At 43.0% G+C, this 21,374-nt stretch carries 15 protein-coding genes, 1 other RNA gene and 2 pseudogenes; 13 read left to right on the top strand and 5 right to left on the bottom strand.

What is annotated here, in order from left to right; genetic code table 11:
- Positions 1 to 123: 123 nt before the first annotated feature.
- On the top strand, positions 124 to 1,029 hold the full coding sequence (locus AC4MCD_RS11035) for a TIGR01777 family oxidoreductase (RefSeq protein WP_491876109.1): 906 nt from the start codon (positions 124 to 126) through the stop codon (positions 1,027 to 1,029).
- On the opposite strand, the gene thiO is transcribed toward AC4MCD_RS11035, so the two are convergent.
- Both thiO and hemB read right to left on the bottom strand, forming a co-directional pair.
- A complete protein-coding gene (thiO, locus tag AC4MCD_RS11030; RefSeq protein WP_491876108.1) occupies positions 1,018 to 2,139 on the bottom strand; it encodes a glycine oxidase ThiO in 1,122 nt (373 codons plus the stop codon). The genes AC4MCD_RS11035 and thiO overlap by 12 nt on opposite strands.
- Positions 2,140 to 2,159: 20 nt before the next feature.
- Positions 2,160 to 3,173 (bottom strand): porphobilinogen synthase, encoded by a 1,014-nt coding sequence (gene hemB, locus AC4MCD_RS11025; protein WP_491876107.1) that lies wholly within the window; start codon positions 3,171 to 3,173, stop codon positions 2,160 to 2,162.
- A gap of 105 nt (positions 3,174 to 3,278) precedes the next feature.
- Between hemB and AC4MCD_RS11020 the strand changes: the two genes are divergently transcribed.
- From AC4MCD_RS11020 to AC4MCD_RS11010, 3 genes are all read left to right on the top strand, one after another.
- On the top strand, positions 3,279 to 3,776 hold the full coding sequence (locus tag AC4MCD_RS11020; protein ID WP_034703122.1) for a thioesterase family protein: 498 nt from the start codon (positions 3,279 to 3,281) through the stop codon (positions 3,774 to 3,776).
- Positions 3,777 to 4,039: 263 nt separating this feature from the next.
- Positions 4,040 to 5,185, top strand: a complete 1,146-nt coding sequence (locus tag AC4MCD_RS11015) for an HlyD family secretion protein (RefSeq protein ID WP_491876106.1) — start codon at positions 4,040 to 4,042, stop codon at positions 5,183 to 5,185.
- Between the two features lie 6 nt (positions 5,186 to 5,191).
- On the top strand, positions 5,192 to 6,718 hold the full coding sequence (locus AC4MCD_RS11010; protein WP_491876105.1) for a DHA2 family efflux MFS transporter permease subunit: 1,527 nt from the start codon (positions 5,192 to 5,194) through the stop codon (positions 6,716 to 6,718).
- Positions 6,719 to 6,766: 48 nt separating this feature from the next.
- Here AC4MCD_RS11010 and glpK read toward each other — a convergent pair whose 3' ends face one another.
- Positions 6,767 to 8,251, bottom strand: a complete 1,485-nt coding sequence (gene glpK, locus AC4MCD_RS11005; protein WP_491876104.1) for a glycerol kinase GlpK — start codon at positions 8,249 to 8,251, stop codon at positions 6,767 to 6,769.
- Between the two features lie 130 nt (positions 8,252 to 8,381).
- Here glpK and ssrA point away from each other — a divergent pair.
- Positions 8,382 to 8,741, top strand: a transfer-messenger RNA (tmRNA) gene (ssrA, locus tag AC4MCD_RS11000).
- A 98-nt stretch (positions 8,742 to 8,839) separates the two neighbouring features.
- On the opposite strand, the pseudogene AC4MCD_RS10995 reads toward ssrA, so the two are convergent.
- A pseudogene (locus tag AC4MCD_RS10995) lies at positions 8,840 to 9,409 on the bottom strand (site-specific integrase); the annotation flags it as partial.
- Positions 9,410 to 9,482: 73 nt separating this feature from the next.
- On the opposite strand from AC4MCD_RS10995, the gene AC4MCD_RS10990 reads away from it, so the two are divergent.
- A protein-coding gene (locus AC4MCD_RS10990) for an IS3 family transposase (RefSeq protein WP_491876103.1) occupies positions 9,483 to 10,642 on the top strand; the annotation gives its coding sequence in 2 pieces (ribosomal slippage) (positions 9,483 to 9,717 and positions 9,717 to 10,642; 1,161 coding nt in all).
- A gap of 215 nt (positions 10,643 to 10,857) precedes the next feature.
- On the top strand, positions 10,858 to 12,069 hold the full coding sequence (locus AC4MCD_RS10985; RefSeq protein ID WP_491876102.1) for a hypothetical protein: 1,212 nt from the start codon (positions 10,858 to 10,860) through the stop codon (positions 12,067 to 12,069).
- A gap of 40 nt (positions 12,070 to 12,109) precedes the next feature.
- Here AC4MCD_RS10985 and AC4MCD_RS10980 read toward each other — a convergent pair whose 3' ends face one another.
- A complete protein-coding gene (locus AC4MCD_RS10980; RefSeq protein ID WP_436906324.1) occupies positions 12,110 to 13,267 on the bottom strand; it encodes a helix-turn-helix transcriptional regulator in 1,158 nt (385 codons plus the stop codon).
- A 441-nt stretch (positions 13,268 to 13,708) separates the two neighbouring features.
- On the opposite strand from AC4MCD_RS10980, the pseudogene AC4MCD_RS10975 reads away from it, so the two are divergent.
- The 6 genes and pseudogenes from AC4MCD_RS10975 to nirB all read left to right on the top strand — a co-directional run.
- Positions 13,709 to 13,987, top strand: a pseudogene (locus AC4MCD_RS10975) (serine hydrolase); the annotation flags it as partial.
- 273 nt (positions 13,988 to 14,260) lie between these two features.
- Positions 14,261 to 15,178: a LysR family transcriptional regulator gene (locus AC4MCD_RS10970; RefSeq protein WP_491876101.1), complete on the top strand. Its 918-nt coding sequence runs from the start codon at positions 14,261 to 14,263 to the stop codon at positions 15,176 to 15,178.
- Positions 15,179 to 15,383: 205 nt separating this feature from the next.
- The gene (locus tag AC4MCD_RS10965; protein WP_491876100.1) at positions 15,384 to 15,866 is read left to right on the top strand and encodes a VOC family protein; all 483 of its coding nucleotides are present in this window, start codon (positions 15,384 to 15,386) and stop codon (positions 15,864 to 15,866) included.
- A gap of 331 nt (positions 15,867 to 16,197) precedes the next feature.
- Entirely contained in the window at positions 16,198 to 16,899 is a 702-nt protein-coding gene (locus AC4MCD_RS10960; RefSeq protein ID WP_491876099.1) for a VIT1/CCC1 transporter family protein, read from the top strand.
- Positions 16,900 to 17,430: 531 nt separating this feature from the next.
- Complete coding sequence (locus AC4MCD_RS10955) at positions 17,431 to 18,771, top strand: MFS transporter (RefSeq protein ID WP_491876098.1); 1,341 nt, start codon at positions 17,431 to 17,433, stop codon at positions 18,769 to 18,771.
- Positions 18,772 to 18,811: 40 nt separating this feature from the next.
- On the top strand, positions 18,812 to 21,358 hold the full coding sequence (nirB, locus tag AC4MCD_RS10950; RefSeq protein WP_491876097.1) for a nitrite reductase large subunit NirB: 2,547 nt from the start codon (positions 18,812 to 18,814) through the stop codon (positions 21,356 to 21,358).
- The last annotated feature ends 16 nt before the right edge of the window (positions 21,359 to 21,374 follow it).

Raw genomic sequence — 21,374 nt, 5'->3', positions numbered from 1 at the left:
AGAAGTTTTCCGTATAGCCTGATAACAATTCCTCATTTACCGATCCAGCCTATTTCATCCAACATTCTGATTCATAAGTGACGTATAATTTGGGCAATACAATAATAATGGCTCAGAATAACCATGTATAAACCTGTAGTCCTTATGACAGGCGCCAGCGGTTTTATTGGCAGCCATCTGGTGAAATTTTTACTGGCTCGTGATTATGCAGTGATCGGCCTGACCCGACAGAAAAAATTGCGAGAAGAACATCCTGATTTTCACTGGATTAATGATCTGGAAGAACTGAAAAAACATCAAATTGACTATGTGATTAATCTGGCCGGTGAAAGTATCGGTCAGGGTCGCTGGACAGTTGCACGCAAAAAGAAATTGCTGGACAGTCGATTAAATACCACCAAGCAGTTATATGATTATCTAGAGAAAAATCAGATCAAGCCCAAACGTATTATTTCGACTTCAGCGGTTGGCTACTACGGAATCGATCCGCAAGAACGCTGGGATACGGTGTGTACTGAACAAAGTCCACCACAATCCATTTTTATGTCAGAACTGTGTGAGAAATGGGAAAAACTGGCCTTGTCCTATACCGGGCAGGACACCAAAATTGTTCGCTTTGCTGTGGTGTTTGGTCAAGGAGGCGGGATTCTTCCGCAGATGTTATTGCCGATTAAGCTGAATATGTTTGGCCGGATTGGCCATGGGCGCCAACCGGTGACCTGGGTGCACCTACAGGATGTCATGCGTGCGATTGAATTTCTGATGCAGCAGCCAACCCAGCAACAGGTATTTAATGTAGTTGCTCCAGAAAAAGTCAGTCAGGCGCAGTTTGCCCGGATCGCGGCACAGGTGCTGAAAAGAAAACCTTTATTGCCCTTACCAGCTTGCAGTATGAAAATGATGCTGGGTGAACAGTCACAACTGATTCTGAATGGTCAATATGTCCAGCCCAAAGCTTTGCAGGAAGCCGGATTTGAATTTAGCTATCCGACCCTGAAAGAAGCCTTGATTGAAATTTTAAACCGTTAAAGAGTGCAGCTGTAAACGCTGTATCGGACTATAAGGCTGTGGATCTACGATAGTCGGTTGTTCCAGGATTAACTGAGACAGCAGTTTTCCAGAAGCAGCGCCCATACATAAGCCATTACGGAACTGGCCGAAATTGGTCCAGAGATTGTCTAGGTGTGGAATTTTGCCGATATAGGGAATGCCATGAGGAGAGCTTGGTCGTAGACCAGCCCACTGTTTCACAATTGGGAAATCAGCCAATTCTGGTACCATTTCCAGGCAGGCTTCCAAAATATCCTGACGGATTTCAGCAGAAGGCGAAGTATCAAAACCGACCTGACGCATGCTGGAACCACACAGTACATGACCATCACGACGTGGAATCAGATACAAGACCTTGTTCATGCACATGGTTGGCAGCCAGTTTTCTGGTGTTTTAAACAGTAGCATTTGTCCTTGAACCGGATGAACTGGAATATCCAGACCGAGCTGTTCAGACCAGTGTGCAGACCATGCACCGGTGGCAATGACGAACTGATCTGCTTTAAAGCTCAGGCCATTTTCAGTAGAAACACTGTGCACATGATCTTGCCGGATACTTAGCTGAGTGATTTTGCAATGCTCTTGCCAGCTGACACGCGGATGCTGCTTGAGGTAAGCAATAATGGACTGTAATAGTCGCGGATTGCGGATATTGGAAAGTTCTGGAAAATAGATCGCCTGTTTAAATTTTGGATCTACTTTACTATTAATCTGCTGGATTTGAGGCTGATTCAGATATTCGGCATGTTGCTGTGGATCCTGATATTGCTCGGCATAGCGCAGTCCGATTTCAAAATCCGTTTCATCAAAAATCAGCATACCGGTTTCATGAATCTGGAAATCAATCCCGGTGATCGGTTGCAGTTTCTGGTTCCAGGCTTGATACAAGGGTTTGGCATGGCGGGCGAGGGCATTGACGGCATCGGGATAACGCCAGGGATACATCGGGGAGAGAATGCCACCTCCGGCCCAAGAAGCTGCCTGTCCAGCCGCGTGTTGATCAAAAATCGTAATAGAACATCCCTGTTCAAGCAATTCCAGAGCTGACATCAAGCCAGTGATGCCCGCTCCGATAATGGCGATATGCATTGCGCCAAGGTCCTTCTATTTTATTTCATGTCTTTCAGTTTGAGCGCAGCTTCTTCCGCAAAGTAGGTCCAAATGCCATCTGCACCGGCACGGCGGCAGCACATCAGGGACTCAAGAATCACGCTATCAGATAACCAGCCATTCTGAATCGCAGCGGCCAGCATGGCATATTCGCCACTAACCTGATAGATAAAGGTTGGCATACCGAAAGTATCTTTGACTTCACGAACCACATCCAGATAAGGCATCCCCGGTTTAACGATGACCATATCTGCACCTTCCTGAATATCGAGGGCAATTTCATGCAGTGCTTCGGCACGGTTACCGAAATCCATTTGGTAATTGTATTTATTGCCGCCTTTCAGGTTGCTGGCAGAACCAACCGCATCACGGAATGGACCGTAGAAGCTAGACGCATATTTGGCTGAATAAGCCATAATAGAGGTATAGATATGGCCATTCTGTTCAAAGGCCTGACGAATTGCACCGATGCGGCCATCCATCATGTCACTTGGAGCGACAATATCAGCTCCGGCTTCGGCATGGCTTAAAGTTTGTTTGATCAGTGCTTCAACCGTTTCATCATTCAGCACATAACCGGTTTCATCAATGATGCCGTCCTGGCCATGCGTGGTATAAGGGTCTAGCGCGCCGTCGGTAATCAGTACCATTTCCGGTAATTCTTTTTTCAGCAGGCGAACAGTCTTCTGTACCAGACCATCTTCATGCCAAGCCGCTTCTGCAGTCAGACTTTTATCTTCTTGTGGTGTGACCGGGAACAGCGCCAGTTTATTGACACCCAGTTCCAATAAACGTTCTGATTTTTTTAACAACAAGTCAGCAGACAGGCGCTGCACATTTGGCATACTTGGAATGTCTTGGGTCTGGTTTTGTCCCGGCAGCACAAATACTGGATAAATCAAGTGATCAGCACTGAGATGGGTTTCACGTACCATAGAACGTAAATGCTCATTTTTACGAATACGACGCATGCGAGTTGCAGGAAACGCGGGACGATTGAACGTATAGGTCATAAAAATCTCAGTAATCAGTATTAAACTAGGCCCCTATTGTAGCCCTATCTGAATTTTTTGGGCATAAATTAGCGGTTTTTTATTGTTGTAGCTTCGGGCAGACTTATGACTAAGACAGAAAGAAATTGGACAGGTAATATACATTTAGGTGCAAAAGTGGATATTGAAGTGGTCTTAAACCAGTTAGTACACGCTTTTAATACCTCTCCTTTTTTTAAGCATAATGGCATGACCATGCGGGTGGTCGATGGTCAGATCGAAGCATATGTTGAAATGCAGGATTTTATGATTGGCAATGTGGCTTTTCAGATTCTGCATGGTGGTCTTGCAGCCACCATACTCGACAGTATTGGTGGAATTGTGGCGATGGGTGAGCTGTATAAGAAAGCCGAACCGGAAACCATTGCCGATACGATTAAAAAGGTATCACGTCTGGCGACGGTAGATATGCGCGTGGATTATCTGGCTCCCGGTCGTGGTAAATATTTTATTGCCCGTGCAGAAACCTTACGTTTGGGGCGTAAGGGCTGCACCATGCGCATGACCATGGTCAACGATGATGACAAGCCGATTGCCACAGCGATTGCTTCATATGCCTATTAATTAAGTTTATCTCCTCGATCCTGGCTCACTTCGGGCCCGAACTAAGCCCTTATTCCTGGAATAGGGGCTTAGTTTTTTAAACTTCCGAGTAATATTTTTTTGCATATTTTCTAATTTTTATTATTAGAATGCATGAAAATTAAATTAATACGGCTTTCTCATTTTACCCATTGATCAATAAACGGGATATGAATCTATACATTCATGTCAGTGCTGGTCAGTGTGGCTGCGTGACCAAGTCTGTTGGATTTAGGAAAAAATCAATGACAGATGTACAAGACACCCTGCCAGAAAACGCATCAGATACAACTTCGGATCAAGCTTTAAAAAATAAACGTAAAAAAGCCCTGAGTATTGTTGCCCTCCTTATGGTGATTGCACTGGTGCTGTTTCTGGTGTGGAAATTCTTTCTGAACAATTCAGTCAGTACTGAAAATGCTTATGTCGGTGCTGAAACGGCTTCTATCACGTCTATGGTGAGTGGCCAGGTTGCTGAAGTACTTGTCCATGATACTCAAGCGGTCAAACAGGGCGATATCTTGGCCAAAATCGATGACCGTGATGCCAAAATTGCAGTGTCTCAGGCACGTGCAGAGCTAACCAAAGCCAAGCGCCAGTACAAACAGACTGCGGCCAATAGTGGGGCTTTAAGCTCACAGATTGGGGTTAGTGATGATGCGATTCGCAGTGCCGAAGCTCAGCTGGCTCAGGCTCAGGCAGCCTTACATAAGGCACAAGATGAATATACGCGTCGTGAAAAACTCAGTGCGAGCGGTGCAGTGTCTAAAGAAGAACTCAGTACCGCACAATCTGCATTGGATACTGCCAAAGCAGGCGTAGCTTCTGCTGAAGCGGGTCTGGCACAAGCAAGATCCAGCCAGAAAGCAGCGCAAAGCAATTTAGCGGCGAATGAGGCCTTGATTCAAGGTGCGAATGAAAATTCGACTCCTGATGTACTCGTGGCTGAAGCCAAACTGAAACAGGCTGAACTGGATTTAGAACGTACTGTAATTAAGGCACCATTTGATGGAGTGGTTTCACGCCGTTCAATTCAGGTGGGTCAACGTGTTGCACCAGGTACAATGCTGATGATGGTCGTACCAGTAGATCAGCTCTATGTTGATGCAAACTTCAAGGAAAGCCAGTTGGAGAAGGTCCGCGTGGGGCAGAAAGCTGAACTGACCTCTGACCTGTATGGAAAATCGGTGAAATATCACGGCACCGTGGTTGGCTTCTCTGGCGGTACAGGTTCAGCTTTTGCTCTGATTCCGGCTCAGAATGCAACGGGTAACTGGATCAAAGTGGTACAGCGTTTGCCAGTGCGTATTCAGCTGGATCCGAAAGAGCTGGCTGAGCATCCGCTACGTGTGGGTCTGTCGATGGAAGCCGAAATCCACTTTAAGAAGTAATTCCCTATGAATAAATATGTTCCATATGGGAATTTGACTGGCGGCAAGCTGATGCTGGCGGCCTTTGTTCTGGCATTGGCCAATTTCATGGTCGTGCTGGACATGACCATTGCCAATGTCTCGGTGCCGCATATTACCGGTAGTCTGGCAGTGTCCAGCTCGCAAGGCACCTGGGTCATTACGTCTTATGCAGTTGCAGAAGCGATCTGTGTACCTTTGACAGGCTGGCTGGCGGGTCGCTTTGGTAGCGTACGCCTGTTTGGTGTCTGCTTGCTTGGTTTTACCATTTTTTCAATTCTGTGCGGGATTTCGACCAGTCTGGAAATGCTGGTGTTTTGCCGGATCGGGCAGGGGCTGTTTGGCGGCCCGATTATGCCGCTCAGCCAGACTTTATTGCTACGCATCTTCCCACCTGAAAAACAATCCCAAGCGATGGGTATGTGGGCGATGACCACTGTTGTTGGACCAATTCTAGGCCCAATTCTCGGCGGTACGATTAGTGATAACCTGTCCTGGCACTGGATTTTCTTTATCAATATTCCAGTGGGTCTGTTTTGTGGTCTGGCTGCATTGAAGCTATTAAAACCAGCCGAAACTGAAACCAATGCCCTGAAGATTGATAAAGGTGGTTTGTTCCTGCTGATTCTGTGGATTGGTGCGCTGCAATTGATGCTGGATCTTGGTCATGAACATGACTGGTTTAGCAGCTCCTTTATCGGCACATTGGCAGTGATTGCTGTGGTCGGTTTAATCATTTTTACTATTTGGGAACTGACTGAACGGCATCCGATTGTAGATATCCGGATTTTCCGATATCGCGGTTTTACTTTTGCCGTACTGTCACTGGCCTTTGCTTTTGGTGCCTTCTTCTCCAGTATTGTTCTTATTCCACAATGGGTGCAGATTAATCTCGGCTATACCGCCACTTGGGCAGGTTATTTAACCGCGACCATGGGTTTTGGCAGTCTATTGATGTCACCGATTGTGGCGAAGATGGCGACTAAATATGACCAGCGCATTCTGGCCAGTTTTGGTTTGACCTTGCTTGCCGTGGTGACCTTAATGCGGGCATTCTGGACTACGGATGCGGATTTTATGGCATTGGCCTGGCCGCAGATTCTGCAAGGTTTTGCGGTACCATTCTTCTTCATTCCACTCTCCAATATGGCATTAGCCTCAGTACAGCCACAAGAAATGGCATCAGCCGCAGGTTTGATGAACTTTCTGCGGACTATGGCAGGGGCGATCGGGGCTTCAATTGCAGTCACGATCTGGGATGATCATAGTAAAGTGGCCCGCAGTGAGCTGGTCGGTAAACTGAATGTTGAAGAAACCCAGAATACCTTAATATCTCAGGGTATGAGTTCGGACAGTGCCTTGGGTTATATTTCCAGTCTGGTGGATAAAGAAGCATTAACGCTGTCTGCCAATCACCTATTTTTGATTTTGGCGATGGTCTTTGTTTTTGCTGCTTTAATCGTCTGGTTGGCACCACGACCTAAAGCGGGTGTGGGTGGAATGCCATCACATTAATATTTTCCAAAATAAAAAACCGCTAACTATTTAGCGGTTTTTTCGATCTTATAAATCTGATTTGGCTCGTTTCAAGGCATTTTTCCATTTGGCTAAATGCGCTTCACGTTCATCATTTTGCATTTTTGGTTCAAAGGCTCGATCTAGCTGCCAGGATTGAGAAATTTCATTTAGGTTAGAAAATACCCCGGACTTTAGACCTGCCATGGCTGCTGCTCCCCAAGCCGTGGATTCCAGCATCTTCGGACGTAAAACAGGCACATTGAGCAGATCAGCCTGGAACTGCATCAGCATATCATTACAGCTCGCACCGCCATCAACCCGTAACTCTTTTAAAGGGTGGGCAATATCCGATTGCATTGCAGTCAGTACATCGGAGACCTGAAAAGCAATGGACTCTAATGCAGCTCGGGCAATGTGGGCTTTATTGGTTCCTCGCGACATGCCACAAAGCAGGGCACGCGCTTCACTATCCCAATGCGGTGCACCGAGCCCAGTAAAGGCGGGGACTAAGACCACGCCGTCAGTATCTTCTACTTTACAGGCCAGCTTCTCTATATCACTGCTTTTCTGAATGATGCCGAGCCCATCACGCAGCCACTGCACCACAGCACCGGCCATAAAAACGCTACCTTCCAGGGCATAACTGGTCTGTTCCTGTGCCTGCCAGGCGAGGGTAGAAAGTAATTTGTTCTGGCTGAGCTGAATATCATGACCGGTATTGAACAGCATAAAACAGCCGGTGCCATAGGTATTTTTTGCCATACCGGGTTCGAAGCAAGACTGGCCAAATAAGGCAGATTGCTGATCACCCAGAATACCGGTAATGGGAATCGTAGCCCCTAATAAACCCGGTGCCGTATCTGCAATATGACAATCAGAACTGATGATTCGTGGCAAAACTGAAGCGGGGATATTAAACAGGTCGAGTAGTTCGTCATCCCAGCGTTGAGTTTGCAGATTCATCAACATGGTGCGGGAAGCATTACTCGCTTCAATAATATGCTCAGCACCTTGAGTCAGGTTCCAGATCAGCCAGCTATCAATGGTGCCAAAAGCCACATGACCTTGCTCTGCGAGTGTACGTAAGCCATCAATATTTTCTAATAACCAGACCAGTTTCCCGGCACTAAAATAGGGATCAATCCGTAATCCGGTTTTTCGTTGTACCTGATCCATCAAGCCCTGCTGAATCAGCTGATTACACCAGTCGGCTGCACGACGATCCTGCCAGATAATCGCTGGTGCAAGAGGCTTGCCATTACGGCGATCCCATACCACAGTCGTTTCACGCTGATTGGTCAGTCCAATCGCTTTAATGTCTTTAGCTAGAATACGGGCAGTGGCTAAGGCCTGTTGTACCACTGCAATCTGCGAGCTCCAGATTTCCTGTGCATCCTGCTCAACCCAGCCGGAATGTGGGGTCTGGATATGAGTTTCGCGTTGAGCTGTTGCCTGGACCTGCCCATGTTCATTAAAGATGATTGCACGGCTGGACGTCGTTCCCTGATCGAGTGCTAATAAATAGCTCATAATTTTTTTAAATGCTGACTTGAATTATGAAATATTAGCGCAATTATGTAATCAGGCGCATTCAAAAGTGTATTTGTGTAGAAAATGCATCGTATTTTTTGCCAGTTATGCTATGATGAGCTTGTACTTTGGGGATGTTCTTGGCTTCGACGCCGATGATGAAACTCATAGATGCATGCCGAGAGCGCATTTTCTCTCGTAAATAAAATTTGCATTTAAATAGTCGCAAACGACGAAACTTACGCTCTAGCAGCCTAAGGGCTGCTTGTCCGCATCTCTGAATACTTGTGGTTAGAGATCCCGACTGAAGCGAACGCACACAAGTCCGTATAGAGTCAAGCCTCGGGGCTTTATACCAAATCTAGAGGATCGCACCTTGAACCCTGTTCGTCGGGTCTCTTGGTGTTAAAACAATAGACGATATCTAAGCATGTAGTATTCTCGAGCGTAGTGTTGGCGGACGCGGGTTCAACTCCCGCCATCTCCACCAAGATTCTTTTTATAAATCAGCCACTTATATTAAGTGGCTTTTTTATTGCCACACATTTGCCACATTTTTCATTGCAAGAGCTTTTGATTTCGACGTATTTAGGCTGTACGAGTTACGCTAAGTTTCGCAATTTCTTGTTTATTTTTATCCCCATGCAACCATTTTGTATAGCGTTTGATCAGCATTTGTAGACTATGTCCAAGTTGATCGGCTACAAACATTGGATTGACGCCATCCATCAGCAACATCGTCGCATAAGTATGCCTTGCATTGTATGCAGGGCGGTGACGTATAGAACACGCTTTCATCGCTTCTACAAGACGCTCTCTAGGTGGTTTTTCATTAAAGAAGGGTTCCTTAGTCTTAGGACATAGCATCACATAGTCTGTTTGGTAGCCTTGATCCTTTTTAAATTGAAGCAAAGCTTTCAAAGCCAGAATTGATCGTTCATTCAGATATACTTCTCGAGACGTATGTGTTTTTGTCACCTTTTTTTCTAAACCACGTACACGGCTTTTGCTGACCTTGAATGTACCGTTGAACCAGTCAATATCACTTTCTCTAAGAGCAATCATTTCGGAAGGTCTACAGCCTGTCCAGAAGGCAAACTCAAAATACCACCGATAAAATTTGTCCTCATCATGTAAGCTTTTGTCGAGCCAAGCTAGTGATCCTAGACAAAATAATGGACAGCACGTCCCTCTAAAGATAACGTAACTTTAATCTTTGGAGATTCAAGAAATGGCTAAACGTTTTAGTCCTGAATTTAAACAGCAAGCAATTGATTATGCACTTTCAAACTCGCACGAATCTTTAGCTGCAATCGCCCAGAAATTAGGTGTTGGTTATTCAACATTGGATAAATGGATTCGTGAAATCAATCCGGCGGGTTCAAGCAAACGCCAACTTTCACCAGAACAACAGCGGATTTTAGAATTAGAGAAAGAAGTCAAACAGCTCAGGGAAGCCAATGACATCTTAAAAAAAGCGCATGTGTACTTTCTGACAGATCATGCCAAGAAAAGTACACGGTAATTCAAGATCTGGATGTGAATGAAGTCACTGTATCTTCTGCCTGTAAATGCCTGGGTGTCAGCACTTCAGGCTATTATGCCTGGCGAAAACGCCAGGCCAATCCAGCGCAGAAATATAATGATTTAAAAGCCGTATATTGGCAGCATCATGCACGATTGGGTGCACCTTCATTAGTACATGACATGCATGATTTAGGGTACACCATGAGCGAACGAACCGTTGGAAGAATGCTAAAAAAACTTGGTCTACGGAGCAAGATTGCACGTAAATACAAGCCTACGACTGATTCAAAGCATCGTTTGCCTACAGCACCAAACTTGTTAGATCACCAATTTACAGTCATGCAGCCTAACAAGGTTTGGACAACGGATATTACCTATATCCGTACCAAGCAAGGTTGGCTGTATTTATGTGTGATGCTGGATCTATTTAGTCGTCGTATCGTGGGATGGCAAACTAGCCATCGAATAGACCGCCAATTGGTGTGTGATGCGTTTCATTATTCAATGGCTCGTCAGGGCTATCCAACAGGTGTTATGGTTCATTCGGACCAAGGCAGTCAGTACTGTAGTCGTGATTTTAGAGCACTCTTGCTGACAAATGATTGTATTCAAAGTATGTCTAGACGAGGAAACTGTTGGGATAATGCCGTGACTGAAAGCTTCTTTCATACATTGAAAGGCCATGTGGTGCATGGCAGTGTGTTTGTCACTCGAAAAGAGGCGAATGCGGTCTTGTTTGACTATATTGAGATTTATTACAATCGGGTCAGAAGGCATTCTGCAAACGGTTGGTTAAGTCCAGAAGCCTTTGAACAGAAATATATTAAAAGTTTAGAGGGATCGATTGTCCACGATACTGTCTAGGATCAATTATCATTATTAAAACATTATAAAATATATCAATTAAAGAACACACTCCAAGACCTTATATATAAAGCAATAAATTAAATTCTTAATAGATATTAAAATAAATTAGCTCATAAAAATAATAATTTATTATAACACCCTCCCTAAATAGGGATATCACCTTATTCATATGAATCTTTATATTAACAAGACTAATACGTGAGGGAAGCGAAATGAAAAAAACATTACTTGCACTTACATTATCTGGACTATTAACTGCTTGTGGCGGGGACTCATCAAATGATTCTTCATCTACGCCTCAACCACCACAAAGTTCATCAAAAATTGGTGTATTGACTGATGGTGTCATTATAGGTGCAAATTACACCATTAATGGTGTGACTAAGCAGACCAATGAACGAGGAGAGTTTGAATATCAAGAAGGAGATGAAATCACCTTTAGTGTTGGCGATATTGAAATTGGAAAAGTAAAAGGTGATAGCCGAATTACTCCACTAGAATTAGCAAAAGACGAAAAAACTCAGCTTAATCTAATGGTTTTCTTACAATCACTTGATACAGAGGGTGATCATGATGATGGCATCAAACTCCCCTCAGATATTTCATCACTTTCTAAAGAAACAATTAATTTTTCAGCTGAACCCGAAGAATTTGCTCAAGACTTACAAATTCAATTAAAAAATATTCCTGAACTGAAAAATAATACGGTAGTTAGCCCTGAAAAAGCTAAAGAAAATTTTAGTAAAACTATCTTAAAAGACATTGCTGGGATCTGGTATGTTCAGGGAAGTGATAAAGAAGAATCAGAACTAGCCCTGATCATAAAAGAAGATGGTAGCTATACCATGGGTGAAGCCATCTTTAACGAAGAAGATAAAGAATTCAATGGAATGGAAGTTGGTAAGATCAAGTTAGATCCTTTAACTGGTATCTTTACAGCAGAGACTACTATTGATACCAATGATGATTGGGGATTACATGACCCACACAAAGTACGCTCTATGGTTCTTAAATTTGATGGTGAAAAACTAAGAATTGAAGAAGCTGAGAATGCAGAAGAAGGTGCGACTTTTAGCCGATTAGCAAACAATGTTAATGGAATTATTGGTGCTTGGCAGAGTCCGAGTTCCCATATCTTCATATTCAATGTTAATAATACCTATTTCCTAATTGATCCAGTGGGTGATGACCAAGTAGAACCTGGAGATACACCTTGTGGTGGCCCTGGGATTGAATATGGAAAATATCGTGTTTTAGATAATAAACTCTACATCGATCCTCGAGATATTATCATTGACACCAATGGTTGTGCAGGTTTATCAGATACGAATGCGCAATCAGGTCTTTCCCTGAATATTCAGGCAGATAAACTAACCTTCACAGTTGCAGGAGAAGGTAGCTATACCTTAAATCGGTACAAATAATAATTTACACATACTTAGCCTAATACTTGATTAGGCTAAGTTATTCAATATGCTCAAAATTCAAAGTTAAGCTCATCAACAACCGAAGTAATTCCACTTGGGAAGTACATTTGGTCTTAGAATAAATCGTTTTCAAATATGTTCTTAAGGAACTCATGGTAATTTTACAGTACTGACTAATACTCTCTAAATCATAGCCATTTAAAAATAGCTCACAAATTTCAATTTCTCTTGGTGATAAACCATATACCTCTTTCATGACCTTAGTAGACAGTGAATATCGAGAATTTAATTGACTGATAAAAATTGCGACTGCTTTATTAATCTTTATAAATTCATGATCTGGAATATAATTTAAAGGCACTACAGTTAACATCAGTGGATGCTCTTCTGCGTTTTTAATACAGAGTACTCCGCCTATTTCATGATTGATTGCAGCTTTAGAGTTTTTATTTAACACACTTTGGATCAGGCTTTCTAATTGTGGCTGGTACTGTGCTAAGGTTTTTATACGTTGCTTTTGATCAACCCATAATAACCGAGTTTGATTCAGAATATTTTGAGCATACTGGTTACTGAATCTAAGTTCCATATTTTCATTCAGTAAAATCACACCCACTTTCAATTTATCCAGAATTTGAGTGTTTTTACTATTTTCATTTTTTAATTCAATAATCTGTCGATAAATTTGTAGTGATCGTCTTAGATGCTTTCCAAATCTTTCCAGAATTTTTTTATCTTGTTCACTATAACCTTCCAATTGATCTGCACGATGTACTGCAAACATCGCCCACTTATAAGCACCATGCTCCAATAACACCCCATTCAGGTAGCGTATATTGGAAGGTTTTAGACATTTTAAATAAAATTTCTGTGCATCTGTATTCTTCATCAACTCATAGGGTTTGCTATCCAAGGTATAACTGCGCCCCACGCCTAATATTTTCATCGTCTCCCCATGTAATTTCATGTCAATTACATCAAGATGCTCTTTATGGTAGTTCGCCAGGCCTTCAGCAGGAATATTATGAGTCAAAACAAAATTCTGTGCAGGATTTAACTGATCCAAGTAGGTATAAATCGCAGTGGTGCTCTGGGTAAAAGCAACAATTTCTCCCAGCACTTTATTCCAAAGCTCTGGATTTAAGGCAGCATCATAAATGAGTTCAATGATTTCATTTTCTTTATCACTTAACATCATCCCCTCCTTACCCACTGATAATAAAGATTGAGCGATTTAGGCAAAAGATGCACTTCTTGTATAGCGTCTTATTTCTGCCTGTATTCTTCTTTCGAGGTTTTATCGCATCTACTTAATAGTTCTCTTTTTTAAATATTAAATTAGATTAAATCTCTAATGGCTTTCTTTGAGCACATTGCATAGCCACAATACTATCATTTACAAAGTTCCACTACTTTTTTGATTTCTAAATTTTTATCTTTTAAATTAAGAAATATATTCATGAGTTCAGAAAAATGAAAAATACTCTCCTTCTTGTTACAGTCACGATAGTCGCCTTAGGGTGATCCTAGACAAAATAATGGACAGCACGTCCCTCTAAAGATAACGTAACTTTAATCTTTGGAGATTCAAGAAATGGCTAAACGTTTTAGTCCTGAACGGCTTTGTTGCACAAACCTATCTGTAAAGGCTTTTTCATATCCGACGACGCTCGATATTTTGCTGGAAAGTAATTCTGAAAAAGTCGTGATGCAACCCAATCGGGTAGACAAAAATACTGTTCAGGCAAAATCACAAGTTTTTCATAAAACCGGTTCAACCAATGGCTTTGGCACCTATGTACTATTTATTCCGGAAGAAAATTCTGGACTGGTCATGCTGATGAATAAAAAAATTCCCAATGCAGAGCGAATCAAGGCGGCCTATCAAGTCTTTCAGGCCATAAAAAACAGTTAAGTTTATTAAGCCTGAATAAAAGGAAATGTCTCATGATTTTTAGCTAGGGTATTTCCTTCTTTTGAAAAGAGGTTGATTCTTAAACTCTAACTGAAGTAAAAGCCTCCTAATTTCGGAGGTTTTTTATTTTGTATCGATAAGAGTGGTAGATTTTACTGGTTGAGAAAAATTCATCCTATAAATTTTAAAATGAAATTTAATAATATTAAAGTTCAAAATAGGGTAAGCTTATTTAATTAAGATTGGATCAGATTAGATAGTTTCAGGTCATTCATGTTAGAACTTCGTCATTTAAAAACCTTAGTCGCGTTACGGGAACATGGTTCACTGGTTGCAGCAGCAGGAGATCTTTGTCTCACGCCTTCAGCTTTGTCCCATCAGCTTCGTGAATTGGATCAATGGTTCGGAGTCGAAGTCGTTAATCGCCGTAGTCGCCCGGTGAGTTTTTCCAATGTCGGGCAGCGCTTGCTGAAGCTGGCAGATGATATTTTGCCTCAAGTCCATGTTGCGCAGAGTGATATTACTCGTATTGTGCATGGGCAGACTGGACGGATCATTTTTTCTTCCGAATGCCATAGCTGTTTCGACTGGTTGATGCCTTTACTGAATCAATATCGTATTCAATATCCAGATGTAGATTTGGATTTCGCTTCTGGCTTTGAGGCCAATCCGCATGAACTGTTACAAACTGGGGAATTCGATCTACTTATTACCGCCGATCCGATTGAACTAAAGGGCATAGAGTATTTCCCGATTTTTGAATATGAATCGCGTCTGGTTCTTTCTAATACCCATCCTTTAGTGCGTGCTCAAAACATTAGCATCCAGGAATTGGCAGAAGAAACACTGATTACTTATCCAGTGGATAAGCACCGTCTGGACATCATGTCACATCTGTTTATTCCAGCGAATATTTTACCGAAACAGATTCGAACCACCGACTTAACTCAAATGTTGATTCAGCTGGTTGCCAGTGGTCGGGGAATTGCAGCCTTGCCAGATTGGGTAGTGAATGAATATGAACAAAAGGGCTGGGTAACTTCACGCCGTTTAGAGTGTGTAGCACCGAATGGACTGCGCCGGACTTTATATGCAGGTTATCGAACTGAAGAAAAGCAGAAAGATTATTTCGAAGGATTTTTAAAGCAGCTTGACCGATTCTCAAAAAAGAGAATCACATATTATGATTAAGTGGTGATAAAGGTTTCCTCTTGACTCTTTAAAACTATTCTTTTTGATGACGCTTTCAGTCAATTAGATTAATAAATATACAATTCTAAAACAGGCTTATTCTCGTTTTAGGTGAAAGATGGGAAGAGTAGGACTCAACTAATAGATGAGATATTTAAGAGTTCTTAAGTAGTCTAAAACCTATTCTGAAAGAAAAAGTGAGATCATGAATATCGCAAAGAATACCATCTGTCTTTGGTACGATCATGATGCTGAAGAAGCTGTACGATTTTATGCAGAAACTTTTCCAAATTCATCTATAGGTGCCATCGTTCTTGCACCTGGAGATTATCCCTCTGGTAAAGCAGGTGATGTCATTACAGTAGATTTTACCGTACTGGGTATTCCATGTATTGGTTTAAATGGAGGGCCTGTATTTCAACATAATGAATCTTTCTCATTTCAAGTTGCCACAGAGGATCAGGAAGAAACTGACCGCTATTGGAATGCGATCGTCAATAATGGCGGTCAGGAAAGTGAATGCGGATGGTGTAAGGATAAATGGGGAGTATCTTGGCAAATCATCCCTAAAGCTTTGCTTGAAGCATCATACAGTTCAGACCGTGGTGTTGCTAAAAGAGCTTTTGATGCCATGATGACCATGAAGAAAATTGATGTCGCTGCAATTGAAGCTGCCATCCGAGGCTAAGGCATGGTCTCGATATCAGTGATTAATGCCATGTATTTAGTTTAAGCGTTTGGCTTTATTACTTATATAAAGTGAGAGGTCATTGATAATAATCAGAAGTTCATCCTTTAAGGTATAGCCAGTGAGTTGCTTATGGCGGCCGCTGGCTAAACCCCCATTTAAACATCATCAATAAGTAATTTTTATTTTTTAAAAATAAGTAAATAAAACTCGAAAATATCTCTGAAAGTGAAGATTCATATTTGAAATATTTAGCTTAAAGTAAGATGATAAAATAGTAAGTGACTAAAATTTAAAATCTTATTTCATCCGCTAGAAGAACGAGAAAAACATGCCTCATTCCCATCATCATGAAAAACACTACATACAACGTTCTGGCTGGTTACGTGCCGCCGTGCTTGGTGCCAATGATGGAATTATTTCCGTGACCAGTCTGGTTGTCGGGATGGCAGCCAGTGGTGCTTCGTCACAAACACTTTTGATTGCTTGTGTTGCTGGCCTGATTTCTGGTGCAGCTTCGATGGCAGCTGGGGAATATATCTCGGTCAAGTCGCAACAGGATATTGAAAAAAATGATCTCGCCATGGAAGAGCGGGAATTAAATCTGCATCCCGTACATGAATTAAAAGAGCTAAAAAATATTTATATCAAGCGAGGTTTAGAAGCTGATCTGGCCGAAGAAGTAGCAAAACAGCTTACTGCACATAATGCCTTAGATGCGCATGCGCGTGATGAAATTGGGATTCTGGAACAGACGGCTGCCCGGCCCTTTACGGCGGCATTTTCTTCAGCATCAGCATTTACGGTGGGTTCTTTATTTCCATTGGTATCCATTTTAGTTTTGCCTTCACACCTGCTAGATCAGGGCGTGATGCTGGTGGGAGTACTTAGTCTGGGAATTATGGGAGCATTAGCCAGTTATGCGGGTGGTGGTGGCATGTGGAAAGGCGCACTGCGTGTCATGATTTGGGGCATCGTTGCCATGCTATTCAGTTTCTGGATTGGCTCTCTATTTAATGTTACTACTACGTAATTATTTAAAAAATATGGAATAAATTTCTATTGATCTATACATATCCAAAATTTAATTAAAGTAGACAATCTGAAATTAAAATTTCCAAATTTAATTGTATTAGACATATTAGGTTTCTTAATTAGCTAACTCATTTAAAAAGTTTAAGATTTAACTACAAGTTTTTCTTAAATTAAAAAATATCTAGTTTGATTATGTTCTTCCTTGCACTAAAGCTGTGCCAAATAGTGCAGTGAAGTGGCAATTTTAAAATCCAGATATAAATATGCTGAGAAAAATAAGAGAGAGCTTGGTTCGAAGTCACTATAATTTAGAAAAAATATAAAAGTATTTTTAGATAAACAATATAAATACAAATACTTATTTATAGAATTATTTTATTGGCACGCTTTGTGCTTAATAGAATTTGAGTCAAAGACGACTCTAAAGAAATTTGTAAGACGGCCAATGACGTCCGTTCTGATCGCATCTGGTGTGCAGCGATTCGCATAGCAGATAAGCCTATACGTTCAGTTCTGGAAGGAGATGGTGATGTCTTCAAATTTATATGAAAAGAAAGCAACAAAAATAAGTCTTTTGAATTTCAGCAGCGCAGCAATGAGAGCCTTCCATATGAGTTGGCTCGCGTTTTTTGTCTGCTTCTTTGCCTGGTTCGCCTGTGCACCGCTGATGCCTGTGATCGCGGGTGAATTCAGCTTAACCAAAGATCAAATCGCCAATATCAATATTGCAGCAGTCGCGATCACCATTCTGGTTCGACTGATTGTTGGTCCGCTATGTGACAAATATGGTCCACGGAAAACCTATACTGCATTACTCGTACTCGGCAGTATTCCGGTCTTTGGTGTGGCCTCTGCGAATAGCTATGAATCCTTCCTGTTTTTCCGCTTACTGATTGGTGCCATTGGTGCCAGTTTCGTCATTACCCAATACCACACCAGTATCATGTTTGCGCCGAATGTGGTCGGTACAGCCAATGCGGCATCAGCAGGTTGGGGCAATGCCGGTGGCGGTGCAACTCAAGCCTTGATGCCATTACTTCTGGCTGCGCTGGTGATGTTCGGTATTGAACAGGCGATGGGCTGGAGAATTGCCCTGATCGTTCCAGGCCTAATGATGCTGATCGTCGGTGCATTGTACTGGAAATTCACTGAGGACTGTCCACAAGGCAACTTTAAAGAACTGCGTGCAGCAGGAATTCAGGTTGGTAGCGAGAAAAAAGGTGGCATGGCAATTCTGATGCATGCTGCACGTAACTACCGTGTCTGGATTCTATTTGGCGCTTATGCGGCCTGTTTCGGTATCGAAATCTTCATTCATAACATCGTAGCCATGTACTACGTAGAAAACTTTAGCTTTGGTTTAAAAGAAGCAGGCATGACGGCCGGGATCTTCGGTCTGCTAGCACTATTTGCCCGTGCACTGGGTGGCATCGTTTCAGACAAAGTTGCCATCAAAAAAGGCCTGGACGGACGTACCAAAGTACTGTTTGCCATGATCTTGATGGAAGGTTTATTCCTGATTTTATTCTCGCAAATGAACAGTGCCATGCTGGCCATCATCACAATGACTGTCTTCGCATTATTTACCCACATGGCATGTGGTGCAACATATGCGCTGGTGCCATTTATTGACCGTGATGCTTTAGGCGGTGTGGCCGGCATTATCGGTGCAGGCGGTAACGTGGGTGCGGTCGCAGCAGGATTCTTACTCAAAGGCATGCTGGATATTCAAACCTGTCTGATGGCACTTGGCGGCCTGGTCGTGATTGCAGCAAGTTTTGTTCTGATGATTCGCTTCTCGGTTGAGCATAAGGCCAAAGAGCAAAAGCTGTATGAAGAAGCTGTCCTTGAACGAAACAACCTGGCTTAAAACACAAGATACAAGATTTAGAAAATTTAGGAGAAGGAATATGAAACTGGTAATGATTGGCCATGGCATGGTAGGACACAAATTTATTGAATCTGTGCTTGAGCATGCGGGTGATGACGTTGAAATCACGATTCTGGCAGAAGAGCCGCGTCTGGCTTATGACCGTGTGCATTTAACTGAATATTTCACTGGAAAATCAGCCAAGGATTTAACCCTTTGCCGTAACGACTTTGCAGATGCATATGGAATTGATCTGCGTTTGAGTACCAAAGCGACTGCAATCGATACTGTTAATAAAACAGTCACCACTAATCATGGCGATGTGATTGCTTATGACAAACTGGTTTTAGCTACCGGCTCCTATGCTTTTGTTCCACCAATTCCAGGCAACGACCGTGAAAACTGCTTTGTTTACCGTACCATTGAAGATCTGGATGCAATCCGTGCAGCGAGTCTGAATGCCAAAAACGGTGTCGTGATTGGTGGTGGTTTGTTGGGTCTGGAAGCAGCTAAAGCGCTGCGTGACTTGAATCTGGAAACACATGTGGTTGAATTCGCACCACGCCTGATGGCAGTTCAGGTTGATGATCTTGGCGGTAAAGTATTACGCACCAAAATCGAAGATCTGGGTGTTAAAGTCCATACCCAAAAAGCAACCTCGTTTATTGAAGACGGCGTAAATGCTAAACATGTGATGAAGTTTGGTGATGGTGCCGAGCTGGAAACTGACATCATCCTGTTCTCTGCCGGTATTCGTCCACGTGATGAACTGGCTCGACAAAGCGGACTGGCCATTGGTGAACGTGGCGGAATCGTGATCAATGATTACTGTCAAACTTCTCATCCAGATATTTACGCGATTGGTGAATGTGCACTTTGGAATAACAAGATTTTTGGTCTGGTGGCTCCAGGCTATGACATGGCACGTATCGCTGCAAAGCATGTGCTGCAAGAAGAATGTGCAGCATTTGCTGGCGCAGACATGAGCACCAAGCTGAAACTGATGGGTGTAGATGTTGCTTCGGTGGGCGATGCACATGCCATGACACCAGGTTCACTGAGCTACTTCTACGCCGATGAAGCGGCTCAAGTCTATAAGAAAATCGTGGTCAATGCTGAAAAGACCAAACTTTTGGGTGCAGTGCTGGTGGGTTGTGCCAAAGAATATAACGACCTGCTGCAAATGATGCTAAATGGTCTGGAAATTCCAGAAAATCCAGAAAGTCTGATCATGCCAGGATTTGATCAGGCAACAGCGAAAACGGGTGGCAGCGGGGTAGATCTACTTCCAGATAGCGCAACCATCTGTTCATGTAACAACGTTTCTAAAGCGGATATCTGTTCCGCGATTGCCGATGGTTCTACTTCACTCGGTGCACTGAAAAAATGCACCAAAGCCGCAACGGCTTGTGGTGGCTGTGCACCGCTGGTGACACAAGTTCTGAAATCTGAGTTACAACGTCAAGGCGTTACCGTAAACAATCATCTCTGCGAACACTTTGCTTATTCACGCCAAGAGCTGTATCACCTGGTTCGTGTCAATGAAATCAAGACCTTTGATGACTTGATCCAGCAACATGGTCATGGTCTGGGCTGCGATATCTGTAAGCCAACAGTGGCAAACATTCTGGCATCTTGCTGGAACGACTTTGTCCTGAAACCAAGCCATGCCGGCCTGCAAGACAGTAACGATTACTACCTCGGTAACATTCAAAAAGATGGTACTTACTCTGTCGTTCCTCGTATGGCAGGCGGTGAAGTCACACCAGATGGTCTGATCGTCATTGGTCAAATTGCTAAAGAATATGGTCTGTATACCAAACTGACTGGGGGCCAGCGTGTCGATATGTTTGGTGCGCAACTCCATCAATTACCAGAAATCTGGGAAAAACTGATCAATGCCGGTTTTGAATCGGGGCATGCTTACGGTAAATCGCTGCGTACTGTTAAATCTTGTGTTGGTGGCACCTGGTGTCGTTATGGTGTAGATGATTCTGTGGGCTTGGCGATCTATCTGGAAAACCGCTACAAAGGCCTGCGTTCTCCACACAAACTAAAAATGGCGGTATCTGGCTGTACTCGTGAATGTGCCGAAGCACAAAGCAAAGACGTCGGTGTGATTGCCACTGAAAAAGGCTGGAACCTCTATGTCTGTGGTAACGGCGGTATGAAACCGCGTCATGCTGAACTACTGGCATCAGATCTGGATACACAAACTTTAGTCCGCTATATCGACCGTTTCTTCATGTTCTATATCCAGACGGCTGATCGTTTGCAACGTACTTCAGTATGGCGCGACAACCTCGAAGGCGGCCTGGATTATCTGAAAGATGTCATCGTCAATGACTCACTGGGTCTTGCAGCAGAATTAGAGCGTCGTATGGAGCATGTGGTGGGTACTTATCAGGATGAATGGCGTACTGCAGTTGAAAATCCAGAAGTCCGTAAACGTTTCAAAACCTTTATTAATGCCAAGGCTGAACAGCAAAACGATCCGCACGTTCAATTTACTGAAGTGCGTGGTCAGATCCGTCCAAAAACTGAAGCTGAACGCAATGCCAGCCGTATTCCGGTAGTTGAAGCCTGATTCAAAGAATAAAGGA

This window comes from Acinetobacter sp. CAU_H_78 (genome assembly GCF_058599365.1).
Note: the sequence above shows the minus strand (reverse complement) of the source record. Positions and strands in the feature narration are given on the sequence as shown.

What these genes read in the sequence shown, in the direction of transcription:
- AC4MCD_RS10970 (WP_491876101.1), top strand. Translation starts at nt 14,261, where the DNA reads ATGTTAGAACTTCGTCATTTAAAAACCTTAGTCGCGTTACGGGAACAT.
- AC4MCD_RS10960 (WP_491876099.1), top strand. Translation starts at nt 16,198, where the DNA reads ATGCCTCATTCCCATCATCATGAAAAACACTACATACAACGTTCTGGC.
- AC4MCD_RS10965 (WP_491876100.1), top strand. Translation starts at nt 15,384, where the DNA reads ATGAATATCGCAAAGAATACCATCTGTCTTTGGTACGATCATGATGCT.
- AC4MCD_RS11010 (WP_491876105.1), top strand. Translation starts at nt 5,192, where the DNA reads ATGAATAAATATGTTCCATATGGGAATTTGACTGGCGGCAAGCTGATG.
- thiO (WP_491876108.1), bottom strand. Translation starts at nt 2,139, where the DNA reads ATGCATATCGCCATTATCGGAGCGGGCATCACTGGCTTGATGTCAGCT.
- glpK (WP_491876104.1), bottom strand. Translation starts at nt 8,251, where the DNA reads ATGAGCTATTTATTAGCACTCGATCAGGGAACGACGTCCAGCCGTGCA.
- AC4MCD_RS11035 (WP_491876109.1), top strand. Translation starts at nt 124, where the DNA reads ATGTATAAACCTGTAGTCCTTATGACAGGCGCCAGCGGTTTTATTGGC.
- AC4MCD_RS11020 (WP_034703122.1), top strand. Translation starts at nt 3,279, where the DNA reads ATGACTAAGACAGAAAGAAATTGGACAGGTAATATACATTTAGGTGCA.
- AC4MCD_RS10955 (WP_491876098.1), top strand. Translation starts at nt 17,431, where the DNA reads ATGTCTTCAAATTTATATGAAAAGAAAGCAACAAAAATAAGTCTTTTG.
- AC4MCD_RS11015 (WP_491876106.1), top strand. Translation starts at nt 4,040, where the DNA reads ATGACAGATGTACAAGACACCCTGCCAGAAAACGCATCAGATACAACT.
- hemB (WP_491876107.1), bottom strand. Translation starts at nt 3,173, where the DNA reads ATGACCTATACGTTCAATCGTCCCGCGTTTCCTGCAACTCGCATGCGT.
- AC4MCD_RS10980 (WP_436906324.1), bottom strand. Translation starts at nt 13,267, where the DNA reads ATGTTAAGTGATAAAGAAAATGAAATCATTGAACTCATTTATGATGCT.
- AC4MCD_RS10985 (WP_491876102.1), top strand. Translation starts at nt 10,858, where the DNA reads ATGAAAAAAACATTACTTGCACTTACATTATCTGGACTATTAACTGCT.
- nirB (WP_491876097.1), top strand. Translation starts at nt 18,812, where the DNA reads ATGAAACTGGTAATGATTGGCCATGGCATGGTAGGACACAAATTTATT.